The 23,884-nt window shown below is 63.9% G+C and carries 27 protein-coding genes; 9 read left to right on the forward strand and 18 right to left on the reverse strand.

Translation table 11 applies throughout. From position 1 onward, the window contains the following. Window position 1: 1 nt before the first annotated feature. From MRY80_RS07380 to MRY80_RS07390, 3 genes are read right to left on the reverse strand one after another with little or no spacing between them, the layout of a single operon-like run. Window positions 2–340 carry a hypothetical protein gene (locus MRY80_RS07380; RefSeq protein WP_293289514.1) on the reverse strand — a complete coding sequence of 113 codons (339 nt, stop codon included), beginning with the start codon at window positions 338–340 and terminating at the stop codon, window positions 2–4. Continuing rightward, a complete protein-coding gene (locus MRY80_RS07385) occupies window positions 337–1,473 on the reverse strand; it encodes an AI-2E family transporter (protein ID WP_293289516.1) in 1,137 nt (378 codons plus the stop codon). Before MRY80_RS07385 ends, MRY80_RS07380 begins: the two co-directional genes overlap by 4 nt. A gap of 55 nt (window positions 1,474–1,528) precedes the next feature. Next, a complete protein-coding gene (locus tag MRY80_RS07390; RefSeq protein ID WP_293289518.1) occupies window positions 1,529–2,512 on the reverse strand; it encodes a PRC-barrel domain-containing protein in 984 nt (327 codons plus the stop codon). A gap of 237 nt (window positions 2,513–2,749) precedes the next feature. On the opposite strand from MRY80_RS07390, the gene MRY80_RS07395 reads away from it, so the two are divergent. The 3 genes from MRY80_RS07395 to MRY80_RS07405 all read left to right on the forward strand — a co-directional run bounded on the left by MRY80_RS07395 (window position 2,750) and on the right by MRY80_RS07405 (window position 3,899). After that, window positions 2,750–3,088 carry a hypothetical protein gene (locus tag MRY80_RS07395; RefSeq protein ID WP_293289520.1) on the forward strand — a complete coding sequence of 113 codons (339 nt, stop codon included), beginning with the start codon at window positions 2,750–2,752 and terminating at the stop codon, window positions 3,086–3,088. 73 nt (window positions 3,089–3,161) lie between these two features. Beyond that, window positions 3,162–3,344: a hypothetical protein gene (locus tag MRY80_RS07400; protein WP_293289522.1), complete on the forward strand. Its 183-nt coding sequence runs from the start codon at window positions 3,162–3,164 to the stop codon at window positions 3,342–3,344. Window positions 3,345–3,392: 48 nt separating this feature from the next. Continuing rightward, the gene (locus MRY80_RS07405) at window positions 3,393–3,899 is read left to right on the forward strand and encodes a DNA starvation/stationary phase protection protein (RefSeq protein WP_293289524.1); all 507 of its coding nucleotides are present in this window, start codon (window positions 3,393–3,395) and stop codon (window positions 3,897–3,899) included. A 95-nt stretch (window positions 3,900–3,994) separates the two neighbouring features. Here MRY80_RS07405 and MRY80_RS07410 read toward each other — a convergent pair whose 3' ends face one another. Further along, entirely contained in the window at window positions 3,995–4,750 is a 756-nt protein-coding gene (locus MRY80_RS07410; protein WP_293289525.1) for a Crp/Fnr family transcriptional regulator, read from the reverse strand. A 131-nt stretch (window positions 4,751–4,881) separates the two neighbouring features. On the opposite strand from MRY80_RS07410, the gene MRY80_RS07415 reads away from it, so the two are divergent. Next, window positions 4,882–5,241 (forward strand): response regulator, encoded by a 360-nt coding sequence (locus tag MRY80_RS07415; RefSeq protein ID WP_293289527.1) that lies wholly within the window; start codon window positions 4,882–4,884, stop codon window positions 5,239–5,241. A gap of 24 nt (window positions 5,242–5,265) precedes the next feature. On the opposite strand, the gene MRY80_RS07420 is transcribed toward MRY80_RS07415, so the two are convergent. Together MRY80_RS07420 and MRY80_RS07425 are read right to left on the reverse strand one after the other, a co-directional pair. Further along, a complete protein-coding gene (locus MRY80_RS07420; protein WP_293289529.1) occupies window positions 5,266–5,835 on the reverse strand; it encodes a sigma-70 family RNA polymerase sigma factor in 570 nt (189 codons plus the stop codon). Next, on the reverse strand, window positions 5,819–6,034 hold the full coding sequence (locus MRY80_RS07425; RefSeq protein ID WP_293289531.1) for a NepR family anti-sigma factor: 216 nt from the start codon (window positions 6,032–6,034) through the stop codon (window positions 5,819–5,821). The genes MRY80_RS07420 and MRY80_RS07425 overlap by 17 nt, the downstream gene beginning before the upstream one ends. A gap of 125 nt (window positions 6,035–6,159) precedes the next feature. On the opposite strand from MRY80_RS07425, the gene MRY80_RS07430 reads away from it, so the two are divergent. From MRY80_RS07430 to MRY80_RS07440, 3 genes are all read left to right on the forward strand, one after another. Then, the gene (locus MRY80_RS07430) at window positions 6,160–6,951 is read left to right on the forward strand and encodes a response regulator (RefSeq protein WP_293289533.1); all 792 of its coding nucleotides are present in this window, start codon (window positions 6,160–6,162) and stop codon (window positions 6,949–6,951) included. Between the two features lie 70 nt (window positions 6,952–7,021). Further along, window positions 7,022–7,186 carry a DUF1328 domain-containing protein gene (locus tag MRY80_RS07435; RefSeq protein ID WP_293289535.1) on the forward strand — a complete coding sequence of 55 codons (165 nt, stop codon included), beginning with the start codon at window positions 7,022–7,024 and terminating at the stop codon, window positions 7,184–7,186. A 56-nt stretch (window positions 7,187–7,242) separates the two neighbouring features. Further along, window positions 7,243–8,214 (forward strand): PAS domain-containing sensor histidine kinase, encoded by a 972-nt coding sequence (locus MRY80_RS07440; RefSeq protein ID WP_293289537.1) that lies wholly within the window; start codon window positions 7,243–7,245, stop codon window positions 8,212–8,214. Between the two features lie 212 nt (window positions 8,215–8,426). On the opposite strand, the gene MRY80_RS07445 is transcribed toward MRY80_RS07440, so the two are convergent. Continuing rightward, on the reverse strand, window positions 8,427–8,690 hold the full coding sequence (locus MRY80_RS07445) for a Rho termination factor (RefSeq protein ID WP_293289539.1): 264 nt from the start codon (window positions 8,688–8,690) through the stop codon (window positions 8,427–8,429). Between the two features lie 157 nt (window positions 8,691–8,847). On the opposite strand from MRY80_RS07445, the gene MRY80_RS07450 reads away from it, so the two are divergent. Beyond that, window positions 8,848–10,122, forward strand: a complete 1,275-nt coding sequence (locus tag MRY80_RS07450; protein ID WP_293289541.1) for a DUF2254 domain-containing protein — start codon at window positions 8,848–8,850, stop codon at window positions 10,120–10,122. 2 nt (window positions 10,123–10,124) lie between these two features. After that, window positions 10,125–10,307, forward strand: a complete 183-nt coding sequence (locus MRY80_RS07455) for a hypothetical protein (protein ID WP_293289543.1) — start codon at window positions 10,125–10,127, stop codon at window positions 10,305–10,307. Between the two features lie 67 nt (window positions 10,308–10,374). Here MRY80_RS07455 and MRY80_RS07460 read toward each other — a convergent pair whose 3' ends face one another. The 11 genes from MRY80_RS07460 to MRY80_RS07510 form a co-directional block, all read right to left on the reverse strand. Next, window positions 10,375–10,572: a CsbD family protein gene (locus MRY80_RS07460; protein WP_293289545.1), complete on the reverse strand. Its 198-nt coding sequence runs from the start codon at window positions 10,570–10,572 to the stop codon at window positions 10,375–10,377. 71 nt (window positions 10,573–10,643) lie between these two features. Beyond that, a complete protein-coding gene (locus MRY80_RS07465) occupies window positions 10,644–11,162 on the reverse strand; it encodes a DUF992 domain-containing protein (RefSeq protein WP_293289547.1) in 519 nt (172 codons plus the stop codon). 243 nt (window positions 11,163–11,405) lie between these two features. Further along, window positions 11,406–12,434 (reverse strand): ACP S-malonyltransferase, encoded by a 1,029-nt coding sequence (locus tag MRY80_RS07470; RefSeq protein WP_293289549.1) that lies wholly within the window; start codon window positions 12,432–12,434, stop codon window positions 11,406–11,408. After that, window positions 12,431–14,620, reverse strand: coding sequence for a thiamine pyrophosphate-dependent enzyme (locus MRY80_RS07475; protein WP_293289551.1), 2,190 nt, complete (start codon window positions 14,618–14,620; stop codon window positions 12,431–12,433). Before MRY80_RS07475 ends, MRY80_RS07470 begins: the two co-directional genes overlap by 4 nt. Window positions 14,621–14,627: 7 nt before the next feature. Then, window positions 14,628–15,830 carry an acyl-CoA dehydrogenase gene (locus MRY80_RS07480; RefSeq protein WP_293289553.1) on the reverse strand — a complete coding sequence of 401 codons (1,203 nt, stop codon included), beginning with the start codon at window positions 15,828–15,830 and terminating at the stop codon, window positions 14,628–14,630. A gap of 428 nt (window positions 15,831–16,258) precedes the next feature. Continuing rightward, entirely contained in the window at window positions 16,259–17,317 is a 1,059-nt protein-coding gene (locus MRY80_RS07485; RefSeq protein WP_293289555.1) for an ABC transporter ATP-binding protein, read from the reverse strand. Beyond that, window positions 17,317–19,059 (reverse strand): iron ABC transporter permease, encoded by a 1,743-nt coding sequence (locus tag MRY80_RS07490; RefSeq protein WP_293289557.1) that lies wholly within the window; start codon window positions 19,057–19,059, stop codon window positions 17,317–17,319. The genes MRY80_RS07485 and MRY80_RS07490 overlap by 1 nt, the downstream gene beginning before the upstream one ends. Window positions 19,060–19,129: 70 nt before the next feature. After that, window positions 19,130–20,179 (reverse strand): extracellular solute-binding protein, encoded by a 1,050-nt coding sequence (locus tag MRY80_RS07495; RefSeq protein WP_293289559.1) that lies wholly within the window; start codon window positions 20,177–20,179, stop codon window positions 19,130–19,132. 57 nt (window positions 20,180–20,236) lie between these two features. Next, the gene (locus tag MRY80_RS07500; RefSeq protein ID WP_293289561.1) at window positions 20,237–20,965 is read right to left on the reverse strand and encodes a GntR family transcriptional regulator; all 729 of its coding nucleotides are present in this window, start codon (window positions 20,963–20,965) and stop codon (window positions 20,237–20,239) included. Further along, window positions 20,962–21,924, reverse strand: coding sequence for an FAD-dependent oxidoreductase (locus MRY80_RS07505; RefSeq protein WP_293289563.1), 963 nt, complete (start codon window positions 21,922–21,924; stop codon window positions 20,962–20,964). Before MRY80_RS07505 ends, MRY80_RS07500 begins: the two co-directional genes overlap by 4 nt. Then, entirely contained in the window at window positions 21,911–23,581 is a 1,671-nt protein-coding gene (locus MRY80_RS07510; RefSeq protein WP_293289565.1) for a UGSC family (seleno)protein, read from the reverse strand. Before MRY80_RS07510 ends, MRY80_RS07505 begins: the two co-directional genes overlap by 14 nt. Window positions 23,582–23,884 lie beyond the last annotated feature (303 nt).

Genomic DNA, 23,884 nt, shown 5'->3' on the forward strand with positions numbered 1-23,884 from the left:
GTCAGCGGCGCGTGATCAGTGCGGCGAGGAAGCCGATCCCGGCAGCCATGCCGAGCGCCTGCAGCGGATGACGGCGGATCTGGGCGGACGCCTCGCGCTCGAACGCGCTGGCGCGCGCGGAGATGTCCGCATAGACGGCCTCGCCCTTCTCGCGGGCGGCGGTGCGGGTCTCGCGCGAATAGTCGGCGGCGGTGCGCATGCCGGCCTCGCCGAGCTGGGCGAAACGGTCGGTCAGCGCGGAGAGATCCTTGCGCAGACCCTCGATTTCGGCGGCGAGTTCGGCCTCGCTCGCGAGGCTGCCGTTCTTGTCGGTTCGTGCGGTCTTGGTTGCCGTGGTCATGTTGGTCTCCTTTCTGGAGAGCCAACGCGCGCCGACGCGATCGGTTCCATCGCCTCGCCCGGACGGCGGCGCGGCGTCAGAAGGCGCCGCACGGCCGAAAGCGAGACCGACCGCTCGGCAACCGCCTTCAGCACGATCAGCGTGGGAACGGCGATGATCAGGCCGGCAAGGCCCCACAGCCAGCCCCAGAACAGGAGCGACAGCACGATCGCGAGCGGCGCAAGGTTGAGGCGACGGCCGAGGAAATGCGGCGTGACCACGTTGGCCTCGATGAAATTGATCGCCAGATAGGCGAGCGCCGGCGCGAAGATCTCGAAGCCCGTGTCGAAGGTGATGATCGAGGCGGCCAGCAGCGCCATCGTGCCGACGGCGGGGCCGACGAACAGGATGAAGTTCAGGAGCGCGACAGCGATGCCCCAGACATGCGGCAGCGGAACGCCGAGCGCCCACAGCGCCAGTCCGACCGCGACGCCGAGCGTGGCGTTGATGATGCTGGCGACAACGAAATAGTGGCTGACTTCGCGCTCGACGGCCTTCCAGATCCGCGCCGCGCGCAATTTGCTCTCCGTCGTCGCGAACGGCATGGTCGCGAGCGTCAGGAAGGGGCGGCGCATCACCAGGATGAAGGCCGAAATGGTCAGCGTGACGACGATGCCCGTGGCGATGTCGGCAAGCGAAGTGGCCGCGCGCGCGATGAAATTCGGCTCGCGCACCACGACTTCCGGCACCTCGGAATCCTCGACGATGTTCTTGACCTCGTCGGCGACCTTGGAGATCGCGTCGCTCGCCTGTTCGGCGGCGGCGAAGGTCTCGCGCAGGTGAAACAGCTTGACGCGCAGTTCGGAGACGATCTGCGGATAGGCCTCGAAGGTTTCGGAAATCGGGCCGGCGGTCAGCACGAAGATCAGCCCGAGAAGGCCGCCTGCCGCCGAGATGATCAGGGCCACCGCAAGGATCTTGGGCAGGCCGGCGCGGTAGAGCGCCATGATCGGAAGATGCAGGACCAGCGCGGCCAGAAGTCCAAGCGCGATCGGCAGGAAGACAGCCTTGGCGAAAAACAAAGCCGCCACGATCGCGATGAGAAGCGAGAGTGTGGCGAGCGACCGGAAGAGCAGGCTGTCGAATGCGATCATGCGCGTTGTCCTGAAAAGTGCCGCGCCCCGGTGAAGGGACGCGGCAGGGCCGGTATTATTCGACCGGAGCGATCAGGATCACCGAGTCCTTGTCGGACTCATACTGGCCTTCGGTGTAGGCCTTGTGGTTTTCCAGAGCGTCCTTGGTCAGGCCGGTCTTGATCGCCGTCCAGTCGCTGGAACCTTCGGCGCGGGCGAACTGAAGTTCGTCGAACGAGACCGCGACCGGCTTTTCGTTGATGCCGAGAAAGCCGCCAACGTCGACGATGAAGGCTTCGACCTTGCCGCCTTCGTCGATCAGGATGTCGCCGACTTCGCCGATCGTTTCGTTTTCGGCGTCGATGACGGACATGCCGATGATGGTGTCGGCCTTCAGGTCGGCTTCAGTCGCCGGCACGGTCTCCATCTTCGGGGTGGAAGCGGTGATGATCGTGTCGTCGGTCGCCTGGGTCATGTCGTCATTGGCGGCCATCTTGTCGTCGGACATCTTGTCGTCGACCTTGGGCATGGTCTCGTCGGCGGCCACGGCGTCGTTGGTCGGAACGCGCGACTGCGTGCCGTCCATCGCCGTCTGGGCGTCGGCCTCGAGAGCCGCACGGTCGAAGTCCGGAGCGTTTTCGAGCTGCTCCTTGGTCAGGCTGGTCACGAGAACCATGTCGCCGTCTTCGGCGGTCATCCAGGCCAGCTCGTCGATGGACACGGCGACTTCCTTCTCGCCGATGCCGAGGAAACCGCCGACGCCGGCGATCACGGCCACGGCGCGGCCGTCGGGCGTCATGATGATGTCGTTGACGTCGCCGATCGTTTCGGCCTCTTCACCTGCGCCACTGTGGATGTTGGCGCCGATGAAGCGGGTCGCCAGGACCTGATGGGGATCGGCGGAATAGAAGCCGTCGACGGGGCCGGTGCCCTCGAACTGCTCGCCGGTGAAGACGGGCGCATTGGGCGAAACGTCGGCATTCGACGCATCCTGGGCGTAAGCCATCGGGGTAACGAACAGTGCAATGGCGGCGGTGGTGGCCAAAAGACGCTTATTCATAGTAGTATTCCTCTTCGTGAGTGTTGCTACTCGCACATCCGGTGGCCGTGAGCTTCCAACAAGCGGTCACCGGGTGCCCCTCTCCAACGCGCCGCCCTGCCGGTGGTTCCGTAAAAGTTCGAAAAGCTTTTTACGTTACGGCATTTGCATCCCCGCGCGCCTCGCGGAAAGCGTCGTCACGAACGCAAATGGGAACGCAAAAGGCTTTCGCTCGTTGTCTTCGCGAAGGAGATGACGATGGAAAACCTTGTATTCGCCATACTCATGCTCGGTTGCGACCACGCGCTCGACGAGTGCGTCTATGTTCCCACGCCCGCGGAATACTATTCGACGCAGGCCGAATGCGAGGACATCCTCCCCCTCGCCTTCCACGAAGCCGAAGACCATCCGGTCGCGCTGGGCGACTGCATCGCCGTTCCGCGCGAATGGATGGAGAAGGACGTCGCCTTCGAATGGTCGATCGACACGGACGACCGGCTGAAGGTCGCCGTTGTGGGTCCGCAGAACGAAGTGTTCGGCGAGGATCCCTCCTCCGCCGTCGCCTCCGACAAGACCCGCCGCATTCCGGCCGGCTGACACCGTCTGGCGCCGGAACCTTTGACGGCCCGGCGCATTCAAACACGCATCGAAAACAGAAAAGGAGAAAGCCATGCAGAAGCTTTCGCCACAGGAAGCACGCCAGGGCGAACGCGGTCGTCCCGTGCTCTACGTGCTGATCGCCGGCCTTGCACTCGCCGGCGTCGCCGCCCTTTTCCTGCATCCCTACCAGCAGGATGCAGGCACGCTGGATCAGACCCCGATCGCCGCCGAGAGCGAAGCGACGACCGGCTGATCCGCCTTCCCCCCGACCTCAAACACGAAAAAGACGAAGGAGAACGACATGACCCATGCAGTTCTGAAAGCGAAGCTTGGCAACGAAAAGCCGGACACAGGCATCGACAATGCCGCCCGCAAGGAAATCGCCGAGCACCTGTCCGGCATCCTGACCGACACCTATTTCCTGACCATCAAGTCGCATGTCTATCACTGGAACGTGGTCGGCCCGATGTTCCATTCCATCCACGTGCTGACCGAGGAACATTACGGCGACCTGTTCCAGGCTGCCGACGTGATCGCGGAGCGCATCCGCGCGCTCGGCTTCCACGCCCCGGTGGTCGATGCGGCCGGCCCGGACAACGCCGTCGTCTCGCTCAACACCGCCGCGAAATCGGCGCATGACATGGTGAGCGACCTGATCAAGGACCACGAGGCGGCGATCCGCAAGATGCGCGACGCGGCAGAGATCGCCGAAAAGCACGAGGATTTCGTGTCCCACGACATGCTCGTCGCGCGTTTGAGCTTCCACGAGAAGGCCGTCTGGATGCTGCGCTCGCTGATCACCGAATAAGCGACGGGGCCGCTCCGCCCCGCTCATCGAAAGAAAAAACGCCCGCCGGTTTCGTCCGGCGGGCGTTTTCATTGGCGGGTCGAACGATCGGACTGTCAGATGAAGGGACGAGCAACCTCGGGCAGGCCGTCCCAGCCCGCGATCTGCTTCAAGACGTCGATGTCCTTGATCTCGAACCCTGAATCGAGCCAGGCGATGGCGTTCTGCGACGTCAGCTTGCGAAGCGTCTTGTTGGTGTGAACCAGCGACAGGCCGAGCGTGTCGGCGACATGCTGCTGCGTGAGCGGCGCAATGCGATTGCCGCGCGAGAAGAGCGCGACGGATTCCGCCCGCTCGTTGAGGAACGCCAGCAGATAGGCCGCGCGTTCGGCGGCCGAGCGGCGCCCGACGCTGAGGAGATGCTCGTCGAGCATCTGCTCCTCGCGGGCCGCGAGCCAGGTGATGTCGAAACCCAGTTCGGGATGTTTCTCGTACAGTTCGAAGAGCCGGCTGCGCTCGAAGACGCACAGGATCATGTCCGACAGCGCCTCGACCGAATGATGCATTTCGGACAGGAGCGAACCCTGCACGCCGATGAAATCGCCGGGAAGCACGTAATTCAGGATCTGGCGGCGCCCGTCCTCGAGCGTCTTGTAGCGAAAGCCCCACCCCGATAGCACCGTGTAGAGATGCGGGCTGTGCGTGCCTTCCACCAGGATCGTCGATCCGGCGTCGCTGACGAGCTCGCCGCGCTTGAACGTGCTGACGAACCGCAGCTCTGCGTCGGAAAACGCCCTGAAATCTCCGCTGCAGACGAGCGGACACTCATCGCAGGCGATGTTGCGCTTCGGTTTCGGTGACTTTGCATCCATGGCCGGACCCGGTTCTCAAAAAACTGATCATTCCGCCCGGGCAGTGTGTCTTTTTTTAATGACCCGGCGGGATTTCTCGCACATAGCTGAAGGCTGATGCTCTCAAATTAAGGCTCTTGGAGTTATCAGCCGTGCTGTCGGGCAAAAGCATTCTGATCGTCGAAGAGGCCGCACTGATCGCCGTGGACATCGAAACCGTCCTCGGCGAGCTGGGCGCGGCGCAGGTCGTCACCATGGGTGGCGGCGAGACACCTCTTCCCGCAAGCGTCAAGGACGGCGCGATCGATCTTGCCATTCTCGACATCAGCACGGCCGCCAGTCGCGGAGACGACCTCTCCTCGACCATCGACAAGGCCGGCGCGCCGGTCATCTTTCTGACGACCGACCCGCAGGTCGATGCCGTTCCCGATTTCGGCGGCCGGTTCCAGACCGTCCAGAAGCCATTCACGTATGAGGAGCTTTGCGGGGCGCTTGCCAGGCTCATGGCCTGACCGGCATCCCGCCTTTTTTCCTCGTCAGGCGGCATTGCCGACCAGCGGCCGGTTCATCACATGCGTCGATACGCCGTCCGGACCGAACTCGCTGCTGTCGGTGACGTCCAGCAACTGGCTCAGCCTTGTGCGGGCACGCGACACGCGGCTCTTCACCGTGCCGACCGCGCAACCGCAGATCTCGGCGGCTTCCTCGTAGGACAGGCCCGACGCACCGACGAGGATGATCGCTTCGCGCTGATCGTCGGGCAATTTGACGAGCGCTGCCTGGAAATCCTGCATGTCGAGCTTGCCGGCCTGTTCGGGGTGAGCGGCCATGGCTGCCGTCAGGGCGCCGTCGGCGTCGGAAACCTCACGGCCGCGCTTGCGCATCTGGCTGTAGAATTCGTTGCGCAGGATCGTGAAAAGCCAGGCCCGAAGATTGGTGCCGGGCTGGAATGACGCCTGCTTGTCCCAGGCACGCACCAGCGTTTCCTGCACGAGATCGTCTGCCTTGTCGGCGGCGCCGCACAAAGACATGGCGAAAGCGCGCAGATTGGGAATGGCGGCGAGAAGGCCGTCCTTGAAACTCTGGGCGTCACTCATCGGCGCCATCCTTCGACGGTTTCTGTTCCGCGGCTTCCAGCCTGTTCAACAGATCGACGAACCGATCCGGAACCGGCTCGCTCAACACCTCGTCGAACTGCGCCCGCAGCTTCTTTCCAATTTGCGAAACGGCGAGATCGTCCAGTTTCGGTGGTTTGTCTCTGCGTTCCGGCATGTCCATATGCGCCTGATTTTCCGTTGCAGTCATGGGCCTTTCACCTCTCCAATCTACGCCACAACGCATCAGAGGAAAATTGGTTGCAAAAAAAATGGAACTTTTCTTTGGTGATATCGTTCCTACGTCATCGGAAGTGACTATCAGGAGGGAATGACATGTCGCTTGCAGCCGCCTTGACAGGCGAGATTCCCTATCTTCGACGCTACGCGCGATCGGTGATGGGATCCCAATCCAGCGCGGACAACTACGTCGCCGCGCTGCTCGAAACGCTTATTTCCGATCCATCGTCCCTGCCGAATGAACGCGACATGCGTTCCGGCCTCTACAAGATGTTCGTGTCGCTGTGGTCGTCGATCGACATCAACCTGCGCGACCAGCAGAGCGCCGGCATCGAGAGCAGCGCGACACGCAATCTCCAGGCCCTGTCGCCCCTGCCCCGCCAGGCGTTCCTTCTGGTCTCCGTCGAGGGCTTCACGCGCGAGAAGGCGGCCTACATCCTCGGCGTCGATGAAGGCGAACTGGACGAATTGCTCGACGAGGCCAATCACGACATCGCCGCCCAGGTGGCGACGAAGGTGTTGATCATCGAGGACGAGCCGCTGATCGCGATGGACATCCAGACGATGGTCGAGGATCTCGGCCACACCGTGACCGGCATCGCGCGCACCCACACCGAGGCGGTGAAGATGGTCGCCGAAGACCGGCCCGGCATCGTCCTGGCCGACATTCAGCTCGCCGACGGAAGCTCGGGGCTGGATGCCGTCAACGAAATTTTGCAGCAGCTCACGCTGCCGGTGATCTTCATCACCGCCTTCCCCGAACGCCTGCTGACCGGCGAGCGTCCGGAGCCAGCGTTCCTGGTGACCAAGCCGTTCGAGCCCGCCGCGGTTTCGGCGCTGATCAGCCAAGCGCTGTTCTTCCAGGAGGACGTGAAAAACGCGGCCTGATTGCCGCTTTATTGGGAACCGGAGGAGGGCATGCGCGTTATTACCTTGTGCAAAACAAAGGAGACACGACATGCTTGGTTGGGCACTTACTTTTCTGGTTGTCGCTCTTATCGCGGCTTTTCTCGGTTTCGGCGGCATTGCCGGCGCATCCGCAGGAATCGCACAGATCCTGTTCTTCGTATTCCTGATCCTCTTCGTGGTCAGTCTCGTCGCCAGGGCGGTGCGCAGAGTGTAATCCTTGATGCGGGCGGACCTGAAAAGGTCCGCTCGCCAAAATGTATGGCGTAGGGAATGCCGAACCGGAACATCATACTGAAGTCCCTGGAGGGAACGCCCGTCACGATTTTCTTCCAGGATCTGGGCGGCACTTATGAATGGTTCGTAAACCCGCAATCCGTCTGGGCGAGACAAGATTTCAGCGGCAGAAGCGAATGCGAGGTCTTCAACGAGAAGGATCTGGCGAAACTCGCCAAGGCCAAATCCGAAGCCACGGAGACCGGCGAACCGCGCGCGCTCGAGGTGATCGCGCGGGCCCGTGACGACAAGACCGGCCGGGATATCCGCTGGAACCTGCACCTGACGATCAACAAGACCGTCGACCGCAACACCGGCACCGACGGCTTCATCTATTCCTGCACCGACATCACCGAACAGCGCCAGCGCGAGCAGACGCTGAAGAACCTGCTGCGAGAGGTCTCGCACAGGTCCAAGAACATGCTCGCCATGGTGCTGAGCCTGTCCGCCCAGACCGCGCGCGTGGCCCCGACGAAGAGCGAATATATCCGCCGTTTCACCGGCCGGCTGCAGTCGCTCGCCAAATCCCAGGACGTCATTACCGATCGCGACTGGCGTGGCTCCAGCCTGTCGGAACTGGTGCGCCGGCAGGTGCTGGAAGTGCTGCCCATGCAGGACGGCCAGATCACCTTCGAGGGCGACGACGTCGAGCTCGGCCCGAACGGCACGCTGCATGTCGGCCTGGCGCTGCACGAGCTGGTCACCAACGCGCTGGTGCACGGAGCCCTGACGCTCGGCAAGGGCAAGGTCGTGATCCGCTGCGACCGCGCGCCCGACCCCGACGACGGAGCGACGTTGCTCTGGACGGAAACGCCGCGTGTCTTTTCGGCCGACACGCCGATCAAGAGCTTCGGACGCACGATGCTGGAACGCATCGTTCCGGCCGCCGTCAACGGCACCGGAAAGCTCGAACTGACCGACGACGCGGTCAATTACCGTCTGACAATCGCTGAATCCGAAATCGTCTGATCTGCCCGCAAGGGCGGGCATATCCGCTTCGTTCTTTTCTGTTGCCAAAAAAAAATGAGGAGAGAACCGGGCGGGGTGACCCGGTTCTCTCCTGAAAACGGCGCCGAGGGGGGGGTGCGGAGGGGGGCTGGCGCCGTTGTCTCGAATGTCCGTTCTTGTGTTCGCTTCAGGAACGCGCGCCGGCGGGATTGGTTCCGCCGATTGAAAGAAAATCAGTGATCGCGCAGCGCATCGATGAGTTCGGCCTTGTCCATGTCGGAACGCCCGTCGATGCCGATCTCGCGGGCGCGGTCATAGAGCTCGTCCTTCGTCCACTCCTCGTAGGGCGAGGATTGCCCGCCCTTCTTCGACGGATTGCGCCGGCCGTCGGCTTTCGCATTGGCGATGCGGGCCGCCTTTTCCTTGGACGCGCCGTCTTCGCGCAGCGCCTCGTAAACGTCGTCGTTCTTGATGCTCGGGCCGTGGTCCTTGGCCATGGTGTCGTCCTTTCATCCGATGGGCGGCGCGCGGCTCGGCCGCAGCGCCCTCTTGGGATGCAACGCACCGGCGCGCAGATCGTTCACCCGGCAAAAGCCGTTGCCCGGCCGACGCCGCCTCCGCTATCCCTTAGGTCAAATAGGAGACCATCAACGCGTGTTTAGAAACCTGCAGCGGCAATTCATCTCCATTCAGGGCCTGATCACCGTCCCGGGCGCGATCGCGCTCGTCATCTGGGCGCTGAGCGTGCCGCTCCTGTGGCTCGACCACGAGTACCGGCCGCAGATCGCCGACGCCCTCGGCATGCTGCACAGCCTCCCGCCCGAGACCGCATCCGACGTCCTGTCGACCATCGCGACGGCCGCCATCACCACGCTGAGCCTCGTCTACTCGCTGGTGCTCGTCGTCTTCACCCTGGCCGCCGGCAACATTGCGCCGCGGCTGCTGAAGGTGTTCACGAGCGACCGCGTCAACCAGGTGACGGCCGGCCTGCTCGGCGGCGCCTTCCTGTTCGCGCTGACCGTGCTCTACCGCGTCCGGCCGGATTTCGTGCCGATCCTGTCGGTCGCCGTCGCCATTATGCTGGCGGCGCTGTTCGTCCTGCAGTTGATCTATTTCGTGCATTCCGTGTCGCGCAGCGTCACGATCGACGAGGAGATTGCCAGCATCTCGTCACAGCTGGAGGAACGGATCTCGACGATGGTGCGCGAAGACGAGGAGGAGGCCTCCGATCCGCGTCCCCCGCTCGATTTCCCCTATCCGGTCACAAACCGCCAGTCGGGTTATCTTAACGCCGTCGACGAGGAGGTGCTCTACCAGCTGGCCTGCGAGAACGACATGACGGTGCAATTGCAGGCAAAGCCCGGCGAGTTCATCCTGGAAGGCCAGGCGATCGCGAAAGTGTCGCGAATGCCGGACGGCAAGGCCGACGAGATCAACAAGGTCATCCACGAGGCGCTGCTGATCCTGCCGTCGCGCACCACGGTCGGCGACATCGAATATTCGATCAACCTCCTGCTCGAGATCGCGCTTCGTGCGCTTTCGCCCGGCGTCAACGACACCTTCACCGCCATCGCCTCCCTCGACCGCATGACCGCGGCGTTTTCGGCCGCCGTCCGGCACGGATTGCGCAGCCGCGACGTCAGCGACGAAGACGCGGTGGTCAGGGTCGAGATCCCCGGCCTGAGCCTCAAGGACATGCTGAACACGGCCTTCCACCCGCTGCGGCAGGCGGCCTCCGGCAACATGTTGATGATGATCCATATCGCCGACGCGCTCGCCCGGCTGCACGAAATCGGGAACCAAAAGGCACGGACGCTCATTTCGTCCCATGGAGAGCTGCTGCTTGCGAGTTGCCGGGCATCCGGCCCGCTCGACGAGGACTACGCCTTTCTGGAGCAGCGGCTTCCGTTCCTCAAACAGGGAGAGTGACGATGCCCGAAGACCGCACAGCCAATATCGATTCGCAGAACCGCCATATCGCCCAGGAAGCGCAGACCGACACCGATCTGGAGAGCGTGGTGCCCCCGACCTGGCGCACGGACGCCCGGTGGCGCATCGCCGCCCTCGCCGTCGTCGGCGCGGTCATCATCGTGGCGCTGACCCAGGCACTTTGATCCATCCCGCCGCACGAAAAAAGGCCACCCGATCGGGTGGCCTTTTTCGTCGTGCACGGCTGATCGCTCAAAGCGAGTTGATCCAGTCGTCGACTTCACGCGCCGCTTCTTCCTTGGTCTTGCCGTAGCGGTACTGAATCTTGCCGGCGAGTTCCTCGCGCTTGCCGTTGACCTCGGCGAGGTCGTCATCGGTCAGGGCGCCCCAGGACTGGCGGGCCTTGCCCTTGTACTCGGTCCATTTGCCTTCGATCTGATCCCAATTCATTGTCATTCTCCTTTGCTGGGTGGTGGGGAAGTTCTGCGGCGGCCGGCACCGAAGCGCCGGCCGTATTCCGGTCAGTCGGCGCTGGAGCGCAGCTCCAGTTCGCTGACGGCGAGTGCGAAGTTCAGCCCCGTCTGACCGGTCACGCTGATCGGCTGCAGCGCGATCGTCTCGCTCGATCCGCCGAGCAGGGCGTTCACGCCCACGCCGGCTCCGGCGGTCGCTTCCGCGGTCACGCCGTAATAGTTGCCCGCGAGCGCGCCCGGGCGGAAATCATCCGTGGTCGGCGCGAGCACCGCCCAGGTCATGTAGGTGACGTCGGTCGTGCCGATATCGACACCGTATTTCGAGATCGCGCCGAAATAGGGCTCCTGCGCGCCGTCGCCGCTGGGGCGATAGATGCAGCTCAGATCCTTGGTCGATCCGAACACGAAACCGGGGCCGCCCTCCACGACGCAATCGAGGATGCCGATCTCGACACGCTCGATATCGTCGGCCGGCGTGGCGTCGGTTTCCTGTGCCGTGGCGGTGCCGGCCACGAGGGCGGCGGTCAGGGCCAGGGCACCGGAAGCGATCGTCTTGCTGAGTTTCATCATTGTCTCCTTGCAGTCTTATTGGCCGAGCCGGCCTGCGGGCGAACGCAATCCCTTCCGCTCCGGAACCGTGGTCCCGCAAGAGGCTGACTTGGGTCGTCGCATTCGGCTTGTCGGCGATCGCGGGAACTGCCGCGGTCGTGCAGTCAACGCGTGACGCCGCAGTCGGTTCCTGCGATCAGGAGATGGAGGCGAGATAAATGTCGGAGCCCGCCGTCGCGCGACGAGTAATCCCGTCCGGGCTCAGACCACGGTTGCGCGCTGGTCGGGCATGCCCATGGAGGCGAGGAACGGCGCGTGGTCCTGCCGGGCCCGAAAATCGCCCTTGTCGCCCATGCCGTACCATTCGGCGAGGATGAGGGACTGGGCGACGGCGCCGCCGAGCGTCGTGCCCGGGCCCGTGATGATGAAGAGGTCAGGCGCGAATTCGCGGGCCGCCACCGTCACGGCGCGGGTGAAATCGTAAGCCTCGGTCACCTGCGCGCCGAGCGTGTAGTCCCACAGAGCCTGCGTGTCGGTCGCGCCCGGCCACCAGATGGCCCCGCGTCCGTCGATCATCGGCAGATCGGGCTGGCCGAACAGAGAGGCTGGCAGTCGTTCGCGCCCCTCATTCGCCACCGGCGCCTGAAGCTGGGTGTGGAACGCCGCGTGATTGGCGAGCCGCATCGGAAACCGCTCCTGCGCCGGTTCGACCGCCTTTTCGAAGGCGGCGAGCCCCGACTCATTGCCGGCAAGCACCAGCATGCCGCCGAGCGCGATCGACAGGGCGAGCACATGACCGTCGCGCGAGGCGATGTCGGCGACGAGGTTCAAAAGCGCGGCCCGCCGCGCGGGATCCGGCCGCCAGTCCTCGCCGACGAATGGGTAGATCAACTGCCCGCCGATGAGCGCGTTCTGCATCAGCGTGCCCATCGTGTTGGAGACGCGAAAGCCGTCTTGCGGCGACAGGGAGCCGCCGCAGGCCAGAGCCGAATACCAGCCCATGGAATTGCCGGTCACCGCCACGATCTCGATCCGCGCGCGGTCGATCGACAGGAAGTCGCCGAGCGTCGCCGCATAGATCAGCGCGGACGCGTTGTCGCCGCGCGTGTGGGTCGCCACGGAGAAGCGGGACGCACCGTCCAGCTCGCCAAGCGTCGTCTGCCCCTGGGCGCCGCGTTGCGCGTCGAAATCCGACAGAAGCACCTGATCGGGGAAATGGCGCGACAGATAACCGAGCTCCGCCTTGTTGTAGGTTCCCCGGCCAGGACAGATCACGACCGCCGTTTTCATGCCTGGGCTCCCGCGAGCGCCCGGGCCGCGGCCACGATCCCGTCGGCAGATGGCATAGTGGCGGCATAGGCAGGGCCGGTCGCGATGAAGCTGTCCTCCGCGCTCAGGCGGGCATGCGGCACGTCCGTACGTTCCGTCAAAAGCGTCATCAAGGCTTCGGCGAGCCCGCCCGTGCGCCGTGTTTCGTCGACCACCAGCACATGCCGGCAACCCGAGACGGCCTCGAGGATCGCGTCCTCCGGCAGCGGCGAAAGCCAGCGAATGTCGATCACTCGCGCGGCGATCCCGTCAGCTTCCAGCCGTTTCTGTGCCTGACGCGACAGATAGGCCCCGTTGCCGAATGTCAGGATCGCCAGATCCTCGCCATTGCCGTGCTGACCGACCTCGCCGAAACCGATCCGCTCGGACGGGTCGGGGTAGCGCGTCAGCCAGCCCCCGTCGCCCGCCTCGTGCAGGTCTCGCATGGGATAGAGCGCAATCGGTTCGAGGAACACGACGAGCCGCTGCTCCTCGCGTGTCAGTCGCACGCATTCGCGAAGCATCATCGCCGCATCCGCCCCGTTCGACGGGCAAGCAAGGATGAGGCCCGGAATGTCACGCAACACGGCGACCGAATTGTCGTTATGGAAATGACCGCCGAACCCCTTCTGGTAGCCGAGGCCGGCAATCCGGACGACCATCGGGTTGGTGTATTGGCCGTTGGAGAAGAAAGGCAGCGTCGCCGCCTCGCCGCGCAATTGGTCCTCGGCATTGTGCAGATAGGCGAGAAACTGGATTTCGGGGATCGGCAGGAAGCCGTTATGGGCAAGCCCGATGCCCAGCCCGAGGATCGACTGTTCGTCGAGTAGCGTGTCGATCACGCGCGCCGAGCCGAAGCGCGCGATCAGTTTCTGCGTCACGCCATAGACCCCGCCCTTTCGGCCGACATCCTCGCCCATCAGCGCGATTTCGCCATGGGCGAGCATCACGTCGGTCAGCGCCCAGTTGATCAGGCGGGACATGATCTGCGGTTCGCCCATCGCTTTCAGATCGCCGCCGAAGGTCTCGGCGCGCGCTTCGGCGGTTGGACCGTTCGTCGGCCGGCAGGCGCGCGCCGGCGGAATGAGGCTCGCCATCACCTCGCTTGCCGTCTTCAGGCGCGGCCGGGTGACAGCCTCCTCCGCCACGCGTTCGACGCGGGAATTGGTCTCCTCGTAGATGGCCAGCGCCGCGGTGGGTTCGAGCGCTCCCGTCTCGGACAGCAGCCGAACCGAATGCAGCAGCGGATCGTTCGCCTCCTCGGCTTCCACTTCCTCGCGACGCATATAAGTCGTCGGCACGTCGGCGCCGGCATGGCCATAGAGGCGCACGGTGCGCATATGCAGGAACGCCGGCTTGCGCCGGGTGCGGACATAGGCGGCGGCTTCGGAGGCGACCTTGTAGGTGTCGTAGATGTCGAGGCCGTCGCTGGAGAAGTATTTCAGTCCGGGCCGGTGCGCGAAATTCGCGCTGATCCAGCCCTGCGGCGTCTTGGTCGAGATCCCGATGCCGTTGTCCTCGCAGACGAACAGAAGCGGCATCGGCACGGACTGGTAGCTCGTCCATTGCGCCGTGTTGAACGCGCCCTGCGCGGTGGAATGGTTCGCCGACGCATCGCCGAAGGAACACATGATGATCGCGTCGTCCGGCAGCGCCTTGTGCTCCGGCGGGTGCCTGCGGGCGAGCCCGAGCGAATAGGCCGCGCCGACCGCCTTCGGAAGATGACTGGCAATGGTCGAGGTCTGCGGCGGAATGTTCAGCGCCTTCGAGCCCAAGACCTTGTGCCGCCCGCCGGAGATCGGGTCTTCCGACGAACAGGCAAAGGACAGCAGCATGTCCCAGGTGATCGACTGGCCGGGAACCTGCTCGGCGCGCTGGATCTGGAAGGCCGCGTCCCGGTAATGCAGGAACGCCATGTCGGTCGGCCGAAGCGCGGCGGCGACGGCGGCCATGCCCTCATGACCGGACGAACCGATCGTGTAATAGCCCTGCCCCGCCGCCTGCATGGCCCGGCTCTTGCGATCGAGCGCGCGGCACAGGCACGCGGACCGGTAGATCGAGACGGCCTGCGCCTGGCTCAAAGGACCTTCGGGCGCGCGGCCCGGCGGCAGATCCCCTGCCGCGACCCTGCGCAGGAAGTTCTCGTGGACGATCGACGAACGGTCCATGCCGCCCTCAGAAGAACGCCTGCAGGCCGGTCTGCGCCCGGCCGAGGATCAGGGCGTGCACGTCATGCGTGCCTTCATAGGTGTTGACCGTTTCGAGGTTCGCCATGTGACGGAAAACCTGGAACTCCTCCGAGATGCCGTTGCCGCCGTGCATGTCGCGGGCGGCCCGCGCGATGTCGAGCGCCTTGCCGCAATTGTTGCGCTTGATCAGCGAGATCATCTCCGGCGCGGCATTGCCCTCGTCCATCAGCCTGCCGACGCGCAGCGCCGCCTGCAGCCCGAGAGCGATCTCCGTCTGCATGTCGGCGAGCTTCTTCTGGAAGAGCTGCGTGCCCGCGAGCGGCTTGCCGAACTGCTTGCGGTCGAGCCCGTATTGGCGCGCCGCCTGCCAGCAGAATTCCGCCGCGCCCATCGCGCCCCATGCGATGCCGTAACGCGCCCGGTTGAGACAGCCGAACGGCCCCTTCAGCCCCTCGACATTCGGCAGCAACGCATCCTCGCCAACTTCGACGCCATCGAGGACAATTTCGCCGGTGACGGAGGTCCGCAGGCTGAGCTTGCCGCCAACCTTCGGCGCGGACAGGCCCTTCATGCCCTTCTCCAGCACGAAGCCCCGGATCTTGCCGCCATGCGCCTCCGATTTCGCCCAGACGACGAAGACGTCGGCGATCGGCGCGTTGGAGATCCACATCTTCGAACCATTCAGCACATAGCCGCCATCGACCTTCGCCGCGGTGGTTTTCATGCCTCCGGGATCAGATCCGGCGTCGGGCTCTGTCAGCCCGAAACAGCCGATCCATTCGCCCGCCGCCAGTTTCGGCAGGTATTTCCTGCGCTGTTCCTCCGAGCCATACGCGTGGATCGGATACATGACGAGCGAGGATTGCACGCTCATCATAGAGCGATAGCCGGAATCGACACGCTCCACCTCGCGCGCGACGAGGCCATACGAGACGTAGCCAGCGCCCGCCCCGCCATATTCTTCCGGCACCGTCACGCCGAGCAGGCCCGTTGCGCCCATTTCGGCGAAGACCGACGGATCGACCGTTTCCTCGCGATAGGCGTCGATGACGCGCGGCTGCAGCTTCTCCTGCGCATAGGCCGCGGCGGTGTCACGGATGAGGCGCTCTTCCTCGCCAAGCTGGTTCTCAAGGAGAAGCGCGTCCGGCCAGGAAAAGGCCGTCAGCGAAGGGCCGTGTCCGTCACTCATGATCAAATCCTTCCCGGGCCTCGCCGATGCGCGTCAGGCCCGTCCTCACTTGTTCCTCCCGCCGGTGCACAGCGGCCCGAAACCGCTATTCCCACTCCATCATCTCTGAGACAAGTCGCTTCTTGTTTGTGCGACTGCTATTTCGTCCGGACAAGCCGCACCGCGAGAAACTCCTGAACAATTACAAACCGTTGAATTATATCGCTATTTCCAGGGGTCGCGTATTTTTTGTGACCTACCGATTCCAGAGAAAGTGGTACCAATAACCCATAGGACTGAAACCGCAGGACGGCCTGGATTCCCGATGGGCCTCCCCCTATCGAGGGAAGGAACTCCGTTCAATCCATCACCATCGCAGCAGGAAGCAATCCGGTCCACCGCTTCGATCTCGCGGGGAGGAATGAATGGGCCGGCGATGACAGAATGCGCTAATGCATCTGCACTGCCTGCCGCTGGTCAAGGCTGACCCAGGGTGTGCTGCCGACCTCGAAGACCGCCGCAGGCGGAGCGACGGTCCGGATCGAAGTCGTCTCGCCCAGACGCACGGTGTAGTCCCAATACTCGCCGAGGAACGCGCGCTCGAGCACGGTCCCTTTCATCGCGGGTCCGTTGACAGTGGCGGGTTCCTGCACGTGCAGGGTGAAGGCCTGTGGGCGCATCGAGAACACTACGCCCGACTGCGGCGGCGGACTCTCGCAGCAGTCGGCCGGCAGGTTGAAGCCGTCGAATTCCAGCCGCTCGCCGGCAGGCCGTGCCTCCAGGAAGTTCGTGCGACCGATGAAGCTGGCGACGAACTTCGTCCTCGGCCGGTTGTAGAGTTCGAACGGGGACGCCACCTGCTCGATCTTGCCGTGGTTCATCACCGCGATCCGGTCCGAGGTCACCATCGCCTCTCCCTGGTCATGCGTGACGTAGACCGAGGTAATGCGGAACTCGTCGTGGATGCGCTTGATCTCGAAGCGCATTTCCTCGCGCAGCGACGCATCGAGATTCGAGAGCGGTTCGTCCAGCAACAGGACCTCGGGACGGATCACGACCGCACGCGCCAGCGCCACGCGCTGCTGCTGCCCTCCCGACAGTTCCGATGGATAGCGGTCCGCGAGCTGGTTCAGCCGCACGACCTCCAGGATTTCGCCCACCCGCTTGTTGATCTCCGCCGTGGGAAGCTTGCGCAGCTTGAGACCGAACGCGACGTTCTGTGCGACGGTCATGTTCGGCCAGATCGCATAGCTCTGAAAGATCATAGACATGCCGCGCTTCTCCGGCGGCACCGTTCCGGCGGGCGTCGCCAGAACCCTGCCGTTGAGAGTGATCGCGCCCGACGTGGGTTCGAGAAATCCGGCGATCATACGCAGCGTGGTTGTCTTGCCGCAGCCCGAGGGGCCGAGCAGCGAGACGAACTCGCCTTCCTCAAGCACGAGATCAAGGTCGAGGACCGCATCGACAGCGCCGAACTTGCGGCCAAGTCGTTCCAGTTCCAGTCCCATCAACTTCTCCTTACCATGAAATCCCTGCCAAGCAGGCGGATGCCAAGCAGCACCATGATTGTGATGATGACCAGCAGCACGGAACCCAGCGCCGCCAGCTTTTCCATTTCGCCTTCCTCGGTCATGTCCAGGAGGACGACCGAGACAACTCGGGTCTTCGGTCCGACGAGAAAGACCGCGGTGCTCAGCTCCTGGGCGGCCGGCACAAAAATCAGCAGCCAGCCGGCGGCCAGCGGTCGCTTCAGGAGCGGCGCGACCACCTTGCGGATCGCATAAAGCCGGCCACCGCCGAGAATCCGCACGGCTTCTTCCATCTCCGGATGGATGGCTCGCACGCCAGCCGACCCCGTCGTGTAGGCGATCGGTAGAAACCGGGTGACGAAGGCCAGCGCGAGGATCGTGTAGGTGCCGTACAGCGCCACCGGCGGAAGGGCGTAGACCGAGTAGAACGCGATCGCCAGCACGATGCCCGGAATGACGAACGGCGCCATGCAGAGATAGCCCAGCACCCCCGGCATCGGCACCAGCTTACGCTGCACGATGTAGGAAATGGACAGCGCCAGCAGCACGGCGAAGGTCGCCGCCACCGCGCCCAGCCCGAGGCTCGTGACGATGGCCTGCTGCGAGGTCGCGTGCTCGAAGAGAACGTAGTTGAAATTCTGGAGCGTCAGGTTCGACAGGGACAGGCCGCCGACCCAGGAACTGCTGAATGCCGCCATGAAGAGCACCAGCGCGGGCATGGCGACGGACAGCGCCACGACGAAGGCGCTGTAGCCGAAGAGGACCCAGCGCCACGGGCCCAGCCGCACCATTCTGCGCTCGCCGCCCTTGCCGGTGACTGCCGTATATCCCTTGCGTGACAGGATTAGCCGCTGCAGCAAGAGCAACACCGCCGTGATCAGCAAAAGCGGGATCGAATAGGCGGCGGCAGTCTCGATGCGCAGCGGATAGGAAAAGAACTCGGACAGCTGAATCACCACCACCGGGAAGCGCGCGGGGATCGAAATCAGCGCCGGTACCCCGTACAACGCGATACACACCAGGAAAGTCAGCAGCGCGCTGCCCAGGATCGAGGGGAGCACCAACGGGAACGTTACCTTCCACGCCGTCTTGATCGGTCCGGCACCGAGGATGTTGGCCGCATCCTCAAGCTCGGAATTCAGCATCTCGAAGGCGGCGCTGATAAGAACGAACATCGTGAAGTAGAGGTTGATCGCCATCACCAGAACCAGCCCCTCGAAGCTGAAGATGTTGACGATGGAGGCCTCGCTGCCGGTCAGGCCCTGCCAGGCACGGTTGAGCCAGCCTGAATTCGGCCCCGCCAAAAGGATCCAGCCGATGCCGCCAAGATAGGGCGGTATGATGAAGGCGCCGAACACGCCCGCCCGGATGAAGGACTTGAACGGCATATCTGTACGGGAACAACCCCAGGCCAGCGGCAGGGCGAAGGCGAGGCTCAGCGCCACGACGGCGACGCCCATGTAGAGCGTGTTGACCAGCGCCTGCACGTGCCGTGCCTTGCCATAGGCGTCGATATAGTTCGCGACGGTGAATCCGCCTGTCGCGGGATCCGTGAAGCTCTTGACGATCAGCGCGGTCAGGGGCGCGACGATCAGCACGACCAACACCAGACTCATGCCGATGAAGACGAGACTGCTTGGTTGAAACCGGTTCAGAAGTCCGACACGTGGCCTGGCGGCTGCGCCGCCATAGGCGACGTTCGTCGAAGTCGTGGTCGACACTGGGTAGGCTCCTCGTGGTTCGCCGCTTTGGGAGAGGGGAGCGCGGCCGAACCGCGCTCCCGAAGGGTCGTCAGATTCCGAAGGTTTCGCGGAACTTCTCGGTGGTCGGACCGACCTTTTCGGCGGCGGTGCCCGGATTGGCCGTGATCATCGGCGTGTTCGCGAGAGAGGGCACGCCGTCTGCCGTCGGCACGTCGCTGCGCAACGGAAAGCGGTGGGCGTCGGCGAGCATCTGCGCCGCTTCCTTGCCGAGCAGGAACTCCTCGAAGAGCTTTCCGGCGTTCGGGTGCGGTGCGGCGGCGAGCAGGCCGGTACCGCTCGGAGGCAGCATCAACCCGTCCTCGGGCACGACGATGTCGACCGGCTTGCCGCCCATCTTTCCGCCGAGACCGAGCGTAATCGGCGCGATGGCGACCTTGCGCTCGCCCGACACGACGAGGTTGTAGCCGTCCGAGACCGAACGGCCGATCTGCGGCTTGTTGGCCTCGAGTTTTTCGAAATACTCCCAGCCATAGGCCTCTTCAACCGCCACGGTGAACATGCTCATGCTGCCCGAAAAGCCCGGATGGGCAATGGCCAGCTGATCCTTCCATTTCGGATCGAGCAAGTCGTTCCAGGTCTTCGGCGCTTCGTCCGCAGGGACCAGATCGGTGTTGTAAACGATCCCGTACGGCGAGATGTTTGAGGCGTACCAGTATCCGTCCTGGTTGCCGGCCGCCTTCATCGACGGAAGCATGTGTTCGAGATTGTGGGGCTTGTAGGCCGCAAGTGCGTCGGCCTTCAGCATCTCGACGAAGTCGGTGTCGTCGTTCGAGGAATAGACATCGCCCTGCACGGCGTTCGCCTGCACTTCCTGCATGACGCGCTGGAACGTGACGCTGCCGGTGGCGCGGATCGCGTCACAGGTCACGTCGGGATAACGCTTTGCGAATTCCGCGCAGATCGCGTTGGCCATTTCGCTGGTGGTCTGCGAAACATACCACACCACGCCGCCCTCTTCTTTGGCCGCGTCATAGAGCTCCTGCTCCCATGGCTCATAGCTCTGGGCCGAGGCCGGCATCGACGCGAGGCCGGCGCAGATGGCCGCCGCCGCGGCGAATGTCTTGGTCGCAAATTTCATGTCTTCCTCCCTGGTTGTCATGGATTGGCCAAAGGCCGTTGGACTGAATCTATGCCCTCAACGCGTGGCTTGCCGTGCGCCGACCGGCTCGCTGCCGACCGGACCCGACGAAATCGCCATCAGGAAATCGCTGAAGGAATCTCCCTGGACGATGATGTGCTGGCGCATCAGTTCGTCGGCGCGGTTCGGGTCGCGCGCCCGAAGCGCCTCGATCACCGAATTGTGCTCGGAGGCGGAATGCGCCAGCCGGTTCGGCACCCGCAACTGCAGGCGGCGGAAGGGCTTCAGCCGGGTGTGCAACTGCCCGGCTATCTGGGCCAGATACTTGTTGCCGCTGGAATCGTAGAGGTGCCGGTGGAACAGTTCGTTGGCGTAATAGTAGTCGTCCGCCGCCTGCCGCTCGCAGGCCGCCATGCAATCGGCTTGCAGCGCCTCCAGCACCGCCAGGCTCTCATCGGTCATCCGGCGCGCCGCCAGACGAGCGCACATGCCCTCAAGCTCCGCCATGACCTCGAACATGCCGATCAGGTCGGCCATCGTGACCTCGTTGACGAAACAGCCCTTGTTCGGAATCCACTGGACCAGCCCCATCGCGCTCAACTGCATCAGCGCCTCGCGGATCGGCGTACGCGAGACTGAATGCCGGTTGGCGAGTTCCGTCTCGTCCAGCCGGGCGCCGGGCGGATAATGACCGCTGACGATATCCTGCTCGATGGCTTCCCGCAGATGTCCGGCCCGGCCGCTGCGGCCCGTCGCGTTCTGCTTGTTCTGTCCGTTCGTGCTCATGCCGCGACCTCCTCGAGAGTATGCGCCGACGTGACGGCGCGATGGGCCGATATTGCGGCAGTCGCACCCTCTCCCGCCGCGGCAGAGAGAAGGCTCACCGCGCCCGCGCGGATGTCGCCCGCAGCGAAGACCATCGGATGCGAGCTTTGCAGATCGCCATCGGTCCGGATGCGGCCATCGGCGTCCAACTCCAGCAAGCCGCCAAGAAAGTCGGTGTTCGGATCAAGGCCCAGATAGAAGAACACGCCGTCCGCGGCGACGGTTTCGACCTCACCGCTCACGGTGTCGCACAGCCGGACCGCCGTCAGGCCGCCTTCGCCTTCCAGCGCCTCCACGGTGGTGTTGGGTCTTTGAACGATGTTGTCGCGCGCATCCGCTTCGGCGACCGCCCGCTGCTGGGCCCGGGGCGCGTCGCTCCGATAAGCCAGGATCACTGTGTTCGCGTAGTCCGACAGCACCGCCGCCTCGTCGAAGGCCGAGTCGCCCCCGCCGACGACAACGGCCGCGCGGTCCCGAAGAAGCGGACCGTCGCAGGAGGCGCAATGCGAAACGCCGCGCCCCTCGAGCGCTTCCTCACCGGGAAGCCCCGACTTTCGACGGCTCGAACCCGCCGCCACGATCACAGCCCGGCACGAGACGTCTCCGTCGTCGCAGGAAACGGTCAGCCCGTCCTCCGACCCGACGATCCCGATAACCGACGCCAGCCGCATCTCGGCCCCGAACGCCTCGGCCTGCTCCTGCAGAAGCGGGCCGAGCTCGATCCCCGAGATCGGTTCCGGAAAGCCGGGGAAATTGCTGATCCGGTCCACCGTCATCACCTGACCGCCCACGCCCATCGAATCGATGACCAGCGTATGCGAACCCAGCCGCGCCGCCGTCGCGGCGGCGGTCAGCCCGGCCACGCCGGCACCGATGATGATGATGTCGTAATCCGCCATCGCCGCCTTACCGCCAATCATCGATCAGGACGGTCGCCTGCGGGCGAGCGCCATAGATCTGCCAGTAACCGTTGGTTTCTCCGCCCACCACGACAACGGTGATCTCTTCCTTGCGGAACATGTTGATCATCGCGTCATCGCCTTCGGCGAGCCGCTCCGCGAAGGGCGCGTCGCCGAATGTGGCGAGCGGGTAGATGTAGTTCTGCACGAGCTGCAGGTCCCAGTATTCGCTCGCCTTCATCCGTGCGGTTTCGTGGAGCCAGTCGATGAGGTCCTGCTTCTTTGCGAATCCGCCGCGGCTGACGAATTGCCGCGCGACGATCGGGTCGAGGACCAGGACCGGAGCAGTGATCGCATCCGTGCCGCGCAGCATGTGGCCGATATGCTCGCGCCAGTGCTTCTCGCGCAGACCGAGATTGTTGGTGTTGGACCGGCAGCCCCAGAATATCGAGACGGTGCTCTGCTCTGGCTTGTATCCCTTCTGCACATGCAGAGGTTCCCACGGCGACCGCTCTTCGTTTTCGGCGAAAGTCAGGCCGGTGTAGAGATAGTTGTTGCCGAGCGACCCCATGTAGCTCTCGCCAGGCACCGACCCGCCTTGAAGATTTTGCGAAAGCAGGCTGTACGCCCGTCCGATGGTCGTGTTGGCGTGATTGTACGGGCCGAGCGCGCCCAGCCCGCAATTCATGCCGATCTCCTTGCGGATGGGGCCGTTGACGATGCTCATCGTCGCCGCCGAGCTGGAAGAGCTCGACCGCGCGCTATAGCTCGCCGCGGCCTGCGCGAGGATCACCGGGAAATATTCCGGCGTCGCCCCCGCCATGACCGCGTTTACGGCGACGTTTTCGACGGTATAGCTCCACAGCCCGCGGTTCTTTGTCGGCTGCATGCGCCCGACGATCTCGTCCGGCTTGCGGCTTGTACCCGCCAGCATCTCCGCCACCCGCTCTTCTGTCGGCGGGACGATCGGCAACTGGTCGGTCCAGTGATTGCTGCGGAACAACTCCTGCACCGCCGCCTCAGATTCCGCCGAGATCACGCGCGTGCGCTCGATTGCCGGCGCTCCGATCTGGCTCGCATCGGGCTGAGGCAGGGCCTTGGTCAGCCCGTCGACGATTTCGCGCATGACGCCGTTGCCGGTCACCGGATCGTCGCCCTTCACATAGTCGGCCAGTTCGGCCGGCGTCTTGCCCATCACCGGCTGCGGCACGAAGACGAGCGGCGCCTGCGGCAGGCCCGCCATGCGGGTGACCGACCGGACGACGCGCACGAACTTCTCCGTATGCACGGCGACCGTCGGCACGCCGTACTTCGTTTCCAGCGTCACCGCATGGGTCGAAACGGCGGGCGCGCAGGTGCTGCAATGCCCGACCCCGATGATGGCGGCATGACCCTGGTCGCGAATTTCTTCCCAAAGCTCCGGGTCGTCCTTGGCGTAGGTGCTGGCCAACTGCACCAGCTTCGTCCGGACGCTGGGCATCTGTTCGGCGAACCAGAGCTGGATCTGCTTAAGCAACTCGATGGAATCGTCGAACCGGCTGTCGATCAGGTAAACAAGCTTGTCATTCAGACTGTCGAGCCGGGGAGCGGCATCCTTGCCCGTCACCTTCGGCGGCGTGCCGCGCGGATCGAGCACAGCAATTCCGCCGTCTCTCGTCGTGGCGCTTCTGTCGAGCATGCAAAACCTCCCACTGCACATCCCTGCCCTTCGATGAAGGCCCGGATCCGGTTTGACGATAGGCACAAACTCGCCCTCACGCAACACAATAACGACAAGATTGCATACAATTCGATATCGATGGCATGCATACCGTCATAAATGGAGGGAAACCTCCCCGACTCACACCCAACCCGAGAGACGACGCCAAGCCCGAAATTTCCGACAGGATCGGGCTAGTTCCGCATTTCAGCGCCTTCCATACGCCCGCGTTATGGCGTATCGTCTGAAAAATATTGTATACACATATCGTGTTTCGGAATA

The organism is Oricola sp. (genome assembly GCF_022763245.1).
Taxonomy (GTDB): domain Bacteria; phylum Pseudomonadota; class Alphaproteobacteria; order Rhizobiales; family Rhizobiaceae; genus Oricola.

What these genes read in the sequence shown, in the direction of transcription:
- MRY80_RS07425 (WP_293289531.1), bottom strand. Translation starts at nt 6,034, where the DNA reads ATGACTGCAACGGAAAATCAGGCGCATATGGACATGCCGGAACGCAGA.
- MRY80_RS07395 (WP_293289520.1), top strand. Translation starts at nt 2,750, where the DNA reads ATGGAAAACCTTGTATTCGCCATACTCATGCTCGGTTGCGACCACGCG.
- MRY80_RS07460 (WP_293289545.1), bottom strand. Translation starts at nt 10,572, where the DNA reads ATGAATTGGGATCAGATCGAAGGCAAATGGACCGAGTACAAGGGCAAG.
- MRY80_RS07435 (WP_293289535.1), top strand. Translation starts at nt 7,022, where the DNA reads ATGCTTGGTTGGGCACTTACTTTTCTGGTTGTCGCTCTTATCGCGGCT.
- MRY80_RS07495 (WP_293289559.1), bottom strand. Translation starts at nt 20,179, where the DNA reads ATGAAATTTGCGACCAAGACATTCGCCGCGGCGGCGGCCATCTGCGCC.
- MRY80_RS07510 (WP_293289565.1), bottom strand. Translation starts at nt 23,581, where the DNA reads ATGCTCGACAGAAGCGCCACGACGAGAGACGGCGGAATTGCTGTGCTC.
- MRY80_RS07405 (WP_293289524.1), top strand. Translation starts at nt 3,393, where the DNA reads ATGACCCATGCAGTTCTGAAAGCGAAGCTTGGCAACGAAAAGCCGGAC.
- MRY80_RS07385 (WP_293289516.1), bottom strand. Translation starts at nt 1,473, where the DNA reads ATGATCGCATTCGACAGCCTGCTCTTCCGGTCGCTCGCCACACTCTCG.
- MRY80_RS07465 (WP_293289547.1), bottom strand. Translation starts at nt 11,162, where the DNA reads ATGAAACTCAGCAAGACGATCGCTTCCGGTGCCCTGGCCCTGACCGCC.
- MRY80_RS07380 (WP_293289514.1), bottom strand. Translation starts at nt 340, where the DNA reads ATGACCACGGCAACCAAGACCGCACGAACCGACAAGAACGGCAGCCTC.
- MRY80_RS07390 (WP_293289518.1), bottom strand. Translation starts at nt 2,512, where the DNA reads ATGAATAAGCGTCTTTTGGCCACCACCGCCGCCATTGCACTGTTCGTT.
- MRY80_RS07505 (WP_293289563.1), bottom strand. Translation starts at nt 21,924, where the DNA reads ATGATTGGCGGTAAGGCGGCGATGGCGGATTACGACATCATCATCATC.
- MRY80_RS07475 (WP_293289551.1), bottom strand. Translation starts at nt 14,620, where the DNA reads ATGGACCGTTCGTCGATCGTCCACGAGAACTTCCTGCGCAGGGTCGCG.
- MRY80_RS07420 (WP_293289529.1), bottom strand. Translation starts at nt 5,835, where the DNA reads ATGGCGCCGATGAGTGACGCCCAGAGTTTCAAGGACGGCCTTCTCGCC.
- MRY80_RS07455 (WP_293289543.1), top strand. Translation starts at nt 10,125, where the DNA reads ATGCCCGAAGACCGCACAGCCAATATCGATTCGCAGAACCGCCATATC.
- MRY80_RS07400 (WP_293289522.1), top strand. Translation starts at nt 3,162, where the DNA reads ATGCAGAAGCTTTCGCCACAGGAAGCACGCCAGGGCGAACGCGGTCGT.
- MRY80_RS07445 (WP_293289539.1), bottom strand. Translation starts at nt 8,690, where the DNA reads ATGGCCAAGGACCACGGCCCGAGCATCAAGAACGACGACGTTTACGAG.
- MRY80_RS07430 (WP_293289533.1), top strand. Translation starts at nt 6,160, where the DNA reads ATGTCGCTTGCAGCCGCCTTGACAGGCGAGATTCCCTATCTTCGACGC.
- MRY80_RS07480 (WP_293289553.1), bottom strand. Translation starts at nt 15,830, where the DNA reads ATGAGTGACGGACACGGCCCTTCGCTGACGGCCTTTTCCTGGCCGGAC.
- MRY80_RS07410 (WP_293289525.1), bottom strand. Translation starts at nt 4,750, where the DNA reads ATGGATGCAAAGTCACCGAAACCGAAGCGCAACATCGCCTGCGATGAG.
- MRY80_RS07470 (WP_293289549.1), bottom strand. Translation starts at nt 12,434, where the DNA reads ATGAAAACGGCGGTCGTGATCTGTCCTGGCCGGGGAACCTACAACAAG.
- MRY80_RS07440 (WP_293289537.1), top strand. Translation starts at nt 7,243, where the DNA reads ATGCCGAACCGGAACATCATACTGAAGTCCCTGGAGGGAACGCCCGTC.
- MRY80_RS07500 (WP_293289561.1), bottom strand. Translation starts at nt 20,965, where the DNA reads ATGAGCACGAACGGACAGAACAAGCAGAACGCGACGGGCCGCAGCGGC.
- MRY80_RS07485 (WP_293289555.1), bottom strand. Translation starts at nt 17,317, where the DNA reads ATGGGACTGGAACTGGAACGACTTGGCCGCAAGTTCGGCGCTGTCGAT.